The organism is Peribacillus sp. CSMR9, from assembly GCF_033141925.1.
In the GTDB taxonomy this organism is placed as follows: Bacteria; Bacillota; Bacilli; order Bacillales; family DSM-1321; genus Peribacillus; species Peribacillus simplex_A.
Genome location: NZ_JAOPHO010000115.1, coordinates 1 through 6685, shown reverse-complemented (window position 1 = coordinate 6685; position 6685 = coordinate 1). Strand labels below are relative to the sequence as shown.

The window sequence follows — 6685 nt, the reverse complement described above, 5'->3', positions numbered from 1 at the left end:
TTGAGCAAAATTCCAAGAAAATATCAAAAGGGGTTCGGAATTAATACATTCCGAACCCCTTTTGTCGACAAACTGAGAGGCAATCATAACGATTGCCTCTTTTTATTGCGTGTTTGGATTCTTATAATATTAAAATACTTACAAATCAATTCAACAAATGAGTAAAATTGACAAATATAGAATAATAATCTAACCTAGTAGACTAGAGATATTCTACTACTTAGATTGATATACAACTTTATGCCTATTTAATTGTAATCTTGATAAAAGTTACTAGGAAATCTCTTAATAATAAATAATTAGGCAGGTGGATTTTATGTGCGGTTTTGTAGGATGTATTCAAAAATATCCGAAAGCCATAAATTCAAATATGAAAGAAACGATCAAGAAGATGAACACGATCATTACCCATAGGGGTCCGGATGATGAAGGTTATTTTTTTGATGATTTTGTAAATTTTGGATTTAGAAGATTGAGCATAATCGATATAGATAACGGTAACCAACCTCTTTCATATGAAAATGAACGATATTGGATCATTTTTAATGGCGAAATCTACAATTATATTGAACTAAGGAAAGAACTCATTGATAAAGGATATGAGTTCACGACGGATTCTGATACGGAAGTAATATTGGCTCTCTATAGTAGCCAAAAAGAGCAAACCGTCCAAAAACTGCGCGGCATGTTCGCTTTTGTCATTTGGGATAAAGTCGAACAAAAACTATTTGGGGCAAGGGATCACTTTGGAATCAAGCCTTTTTTCTATTGTGAACAAGATAATGTCACATATTTTGCATCAGAAAAAAAGAGTATCTTGACAGCGATGAATGAAGAGTTGGACGTGAATTCATTACAGCATTTTCTCAGCTTTCAATATGTTCCCGAACCATCTACCTTATCCAATAACATTAAAAAGTTATCACCTGGGCATTATTTCACAAAAGAGCCCGGAAAGAAAATGGATATAAAAGAGTTCTGGAAACCTACTTTTCGCCCTTCCAGTATAGAAGATTCAAAAGTCATAAAAGAAATACAAGAAACCTTAATTGACTCGGTGAACGTACATATGAGAAGTGATGTTCCGGTTGGATCTTTTCTATCAGGTGGGATTGATTCATCATTTATCTGCTCCATCGCAAAACAGATTAATCCTAAGATCAAAACCTTTTCTGTAGGGTTCGAAAGAGATGGATACAGTGAAATAAACGTTGCACAGGAGACAGCAGCCGCTTTGAATGTAGAAAATATAAGTTATATCATAAGTCCTGAAGAATTCTTGGCAGAACTTCCAAAGATTATCTGGCATATGGATGACCCTTTAGCAGACCCCGCTGCCGTTCCGCTATATTTTGTCGCACGGGAAGCTAAAAAGCACGTTAAAGTCGCCTTGTCCGGTGAGGGTGCAGATGAATTATTCGGCGGATATAATATATACCGGGAGCCCCATTCCCTGCGCATGTTTTCCCATATACCTGCACCGTTGAACAACGTGTTGAGGACACTTTCCTCTATTTTGCCAGAAGGGGTTAAAGGAAAGAGTTTTATAGAGCGTGGAGTAACACCTTTAGAAGATCGATATATCGGAAACGCAAACATATTCGACGAGAAAGAGAAAAAACTTTTACTAGTGAATTATCTCAATGGTTTAGAAAATGAAAAAGTGACAAGTCCAATCTATTCAAGTTCTTTAGGTTATGATCCTATTACCCAAATGCAAAACATTGATATTCAAACTTGGCTAAAAGGTGATATTTTATTGAAGGCAGATAAAATGTCTATGGCGAATTCTTTAGAGGTGAGAGTTCCATTTTTGGATAAATGCGTATTCAATACGGCTTCAAAACTTAGTATGGATCAAAAAGTAAGAAATGGAACGACCAAATACATGCTTCGAAAAGCTGCCCGCGGGATTGTGCCGGAACATGTATGGAGCAGGAAGAAGCTGGGTTTTCCAGTGCCTATCCGCCATTGGTTAAAGGATGAATTATATGATTGGGCAGTAAAGTTAATCCAGGAGAGCCCAACTGACTATCTTTTTAACAAACCGCAAATTATGAAATTACTTGAAAACCATGTAAATAATAAAACGGACAACAGCCGGAAGCTCTGGACCATTTTGACTTTTATGATTTGGCATCAAATTTATATAGAAAAACAATATGAGCCACGGCCTCAAAAGACTTTACAATATGCTGTAAATTAAGCATCCATTGGCTCGTTTACTCATTTGCACCCAAGCATCAATGTAATTGGCTTGGGTGCTTTTATTTTTACATGATAACAACCAAAAAACGAGGATCCGTTTAAATTAACAATTGGTATATGACGAATTTCTCATAAGGATTAAATTCAGTCAATCCTGGTAATATCACTTCGCCCTTCAGCTCGAAGGCGGTTTGATTTTCGAGGAAAAAAATATAATCCTGTGACCCATAAAATAAAATCAGTTCGATTTGGCGCGGTTCTTTTTCAAAGGAAAGCAATATATTATTGATGATTTTCATAAAGATCTGTACTGAGAACGGATTAAAGAAATAAAACCGATTGTCTTTCGAATCAATATCATATTCTTCCGCTAAACAACAGTGGAATTCTATATTGCCATTGTTGTTTTTCCTTTTCTTCTTATAGTTATTCAGATTCCCAATCGCTTCTTTATAGTAGTTTTCATTCATCTCCACGCCAACCACAGATGATTGATATAAGTGATGGATAAAAAAATTCAATCGTCCTTTACCACATCCAAAATCCACAATGCGATCATTTCTTTTTAGTGGGTATTTTTTGAATAAATGTTCTAATGCACTATATGGCGTAGGTTCGTATCGATGGTAATGCAAAGAATCATTGAAAATTTTTTGTTCCCCTTCCGTCTTGATGTTTAGCATCTCATCATAACTTGTTTCTTTCATTGTTATATGCACCTGCTTCATGGTTATTTCAAAAAGGGATTCCTAACTAAAAACCCCGAATAAGGTTGATCTTATCCAGGGTAAAGTTTTGTTATATGAATGTCCAGAAAATTAATTGGATTTTGCTTTAGTTACATAATCATTAAAATCAGAGATGCATGGGCTGGCCATATAATGACCGCCTTCAATCTGGATCGTCTGGGGTACATTCTTTATCCCTAACTGATCAATTATCGTTCGGTTTTTACACCTTGCTGTTTTAGCTCTATTGCTTTCCGCTTAATCTCTTCCGAATAATGCACTCTTGTTCCCATAAGAAAAACACCTCCAAATTCGTATTTATTATAAATACGACTCAGGGGGTGTTTTTACCTTGTCTCATTTTCCTACTTCATCATCCCATATGATCCAATCATGAACCTCAAGGATTTCCAAAAATTTCATCAAACGAGGTAAGGCTGGTTCTGCTTCTTCACCAAAATGTTCACTCATCGCTTCAGAAATCTGTTTGACATTGCTTTGGAACTCCATTTGTTTAATGGCAAATGCCCCAAACTTATCAAGCTTGATTTTACGGACTGATGGTTGTTTTAAGAAACGAATGGTCATTCTTTCCACAAAATTGGTCCTTTGAATGATTAAAAAGGTTGCTTCCAAAGATTCTTGTTCCATTGTGACGCGTTTTTCCAAAAGGGGAACCATGGTTAACAGGTTCCTCTTTTTTGTTTGGCGTTTACGAAGCATCTTCTTTTTTCCCTTTGCTGGATACGAACCATAGCAATCCAGCTAGAGCAAGGAATAGTAAGAATGGTAGCAAATTGCTGGCTAATTTAGCCGTGGCCGGGACTTGGACACCTGCTGCAATCAATATGGCAATAAGTACACCAATCAATGATTCACCTGCTATTAAACCAGATGCAAATAATACACCCCTATCAACACGTGCTTTAAGCGCTTCTTTCGTTTTCGAAAAGAACTCAACGAAGAAACGAATAAATCCACCGATCATGATTGGGACACTAGTATGAACCGGCAAGTAAATGCCGACTGCAACAACAAGTGAATTCAGACCGAAAAACTCTAATGTGATGGAAATAGCCGCACCGATAAAGATAAGGGTCCAAGGTAGATCTCCCCCAAGAACGCCTTCAGCAAGTATTTTCATAAGTGCCGCTTTAGGTGCAGGTAGTTCTGCAGATCCCATCGTATAAGCGTTGTCCATTAGAACCAGGATAAAACCAATGACAGAAGCAGACGCAACGACACCGATCATCATGGCAACTTGTTGTTTCCATGGTGTTCCGCCCACAATATATCCTGTTTTTAGATCTTGAGAAACATCACCGGAAACCGCAAGAGCAGTACAGATGATTGCAGCAACAGTTAAAGCCGCTACCATTCCATTCGTACCAGTAAAGCCAATAGCTTTATAGACTATCGCTACAATCAATAGTGTGGCTATGGTCATCCCGGAAACAGGGGAAGAAGAACTTCCGACGATCCCAACAACCCTTGAAGCCACCGTCACGAATAAAAATCCAAAAAGCGCAATTGCAATCGCACCGATGATTCCTACATCTGTTATTGGTGTGAAAGCAATGATTAAAATAACGATGATCGTTCCCAACCAAACGTACTTAGCCGGGATGTCTTTTTCAGTACGGATCGAACCCGATTTAAGTTGCCCTTTATTGGCTTTTACGCCTTTAAGGGTATCAAAAACTGAACTGAAAAGTATAGGTAATGTTTTGATCAATGTGATCAATCCGCCAGTTGCAACAGCACCAGCTCCAATATAACGTATATAATTATCCCAAATTCCCCATGCATCCAATTCACCGATCGGTACATCAGAAGGGAAAATGGCTGTTCCATTGCTGCTGCCAAAGAAGCTGATTGCCGGTATGAGAACGACCCATGCTAATAGCCCTCCACCTAGCATTTGTCCTGCAACACGCGGTCCAATGATATAACCTACACCCAAAAGGGAAGGAAAGGCATCAAGACCAACCACCGCATTTTTAAAGTTTGTGATTCCTGTTTCAACCTCTGTTTTAAAAAGCTTAAAACCATCACCAAGCCCTTTAACCATACCGCCGATAACCAAACCGGCTCCGATTAATTTGGCACTTGTACCACCTTCTTCTCCTGACTTCAGAACCTCGGCACATGCCGTACCTTCAGGATATGGTAATGTTTCATGTTCCCTTACAATCAAAAGCTGGCGAAGGGGAACCATCATGAAGACCCCTAAAAATCCCCCAGTTAATACAACGAAAATGATGAATGCTTGACTCACGTCCATGTCCCACATGAATAATGCTGGAATGGTAAATACAGCACCGGCACCAATTGCCTCACCTGCCGTGGTCATCGTTTGCACAATATTGTTTTCTAAAATTGAATCCCTGCGAAAAACCCCTCTTAAGATAGCCATTGAAATTACCGCTGCGGGTATTGAAGCAGAGACAGTTAAACCAATAAGTAGGCCTAAGTATGCATTTGCCGCACCGAATACGATTGCAAGAATGATCCCTAGAATGACTGCCGTTGCAGTTAATTCCGGTAGAGATTTTGATGCAGAGACGTACGGGACGAATTTACTTTCTTTCGAATTGTTCGACAATTTAGCCACTTCCTATGTTAAACTTTAAAATCACAGAGAACATTATATCACTGTAATTTAAAGTCCTGCAATGGGAAAATTTCTCTTACTAAAAGTTTGATTATATCCAAAATTCAGATTAGCAGTTTCGGTTTTAAAGTATATAAAAATAATATTTCTCTAATTACCATCTGGTTTGATTCAATTGCTTTCCATTCAACAGGCTATTATATAATAATTTTTCTCCCTGTGTCCTTTAACGGATATGCAGCATTCATAAACAATCATTAGGAACAATAAGCAATTACCCACTGGGTGATTGCACATTAAAATAAAAACTAACATATCCTGGCAAGATCAAGTCTCCAGAAAAGGAATGATATATTCATGGTCTCCTATATGGACTATACTTCACCATCTACACAATACTTTTTCGATGTTAACAAGAGCACCTTCGTTAAAAAAAACAATCAAAACTATATAAATGTATTAGGTATCAAACAATTGAACACACTCGAAAATGTTTCATTATTAGATATTTACCTTAGTACCGACAATGTCGTAGAACCGCATTATCACCAAAATGCTGCAGAGCTAGTGTACTGCATTTCTGGAGCTGCAACCGTTTCATTAATGAATCCTTTTACAAAACAAATACAAAATTACCCCATTAAACCCGGTCAAGTAGCCAATGTTCCACAAGGTTGGTGGCATTATGAAGTAGCCAATACTGATAACACCCATCTGCTTGCCATTTTTAATGCACCAACACCTGAAGTGATCCTGGGTTCGGATATTTTGAAATTGACGCCTGCAAATATTATGGCGCATACGTATTGTATCGATGAAAACCAATGGAAAAAAGTAATTGCACCGGTTCAACCATCAACATTCATCGGTCCGCCAGCCAACTGCGATCGAGCGGCCGAAGAAGACAGTCAGCAATACCCGCAATATATTAATCACTATGATAACCAAATGTATACTGCCCCGTCATACAACTATCAATTTCAACCTAATCCCCAGTATTATTATTGAAGATAAGTGTCGGACCTGGGGATTTCACGGATTAACCCTGTCATTCATAGAAAACGTCTAATAAATTGGAATGAAAAAAAGCAATAGAGAACCCTATTTACATGAGGATTCCCCATTGCTTTTAATT

5 protein-coding genes are annotated in these 6685 nt (G+C 38.0%); 2 read left to right on the top strand and 3 right to left on the bottom strand.

From position 1 onward, the window contains the following. Nucleotides 1-316 precede the first annotated feature (316 nt). On the top strand, nt 317-2206 hold the full coding sequence (asnB, locus tag N9I19_RS23570) for an asparagine synthase (glutamine-hydrolyzing) (protein ID WP_317779168.1): 1890 nt from the start codon (nt 317-319) through the stop codon (nt 2204-2206). Between the two features lie 100 nt (nt 2207-2306). On the opposite strand, the gene N9I19_RS23565 is transcribed toward asnB, so the two are convergent. From N9I19_RS23565 to N9I19_RS23555, 3 genes are all read right to left on the bottom strand, one after another. After that, complete coding sequence (locus N9I19_RS23565; RefSeq protein WP_089364429.1) at nt 2307-2915, bottom strand: methyltransferase domain-containing protein; 609 nt, start codon at nt 2913-2915, stop codon at nt 2307-2309. A 378-nt stretch (nt 2916-3293) separates the two neighbouring features. Continuing rightward, nucleotides 3294-3659 carry a PqqD family protein gene (locus N9I19_RS23560; RefSeq protein WP_317779167.1) on the bottom strand — a complete coding sequence of 122 codons (366 nt, stop codon included), beginning with the start codon at nt 3657-3659 and terminating at the stop codon, nt 3294-3296. Then, on the bottom strand, nt 3649-5541 hold the full coding sequence (locus N9I19_RS23555) for an OPT family oligopeptide transporter (protein ID WP_317779166.1): 1893 nt from the start codon (nt 5539-5541) through the stop codon (nt 3649-3651). The genes N9I19_RS23560 and N9I19_RS23555 overlap by 11 nt, the downstream gene beginning before the upstream one ends. Before the next feature lie 366 nt (nt 5542-5907). Between N9I19_RS23555 and N9I19_RS23550 the strand changes: the two genes are divergently transcribed. After that, nucleotides 5908-6558, top strand: a complete 651-nt coding sequence (locus tag N9I19_RS23550; RefSeq protein WP_317779165.1) for a cupin domain-containing protein — start codon at nt 5908-5910, stop codon at nt 6556-6558. Nucleotides 6559-6685: the final 127 nt, after the last annotated feature.

Excerpts from the sequence above, each read along its gene's own strand:
- asnB (WP_317779168.1), top strand. The coding sequence starts at position 317 with ATGTGCGGTTTTGTAGGATGTATTCAAAAATATCCGAAAGCCATAAAT.
- N9I19_RS23565 (WP_089364429.1), bottom strand. The coding sequence starts at position 2,915 with ATGAAAGAAACAAGTTATGATGAGATGCTAAACATCAAGACGGAAGGG.
- N9I19_RS23550 (WP_317779165.1), top strand. The coding sequence starts at position 5,908 with ATGGTCTCCTATATGGACTATACTTCACCATCTACACAATACTTTTTC.
- N9I19_RS23560 (WP_317779167.1), bottom strand. The coding sequence starts at position 3,659 with ATGCTTCGTAAACGCCAAACAAAAAAGAGGAACCTGTTAACCATGGTT.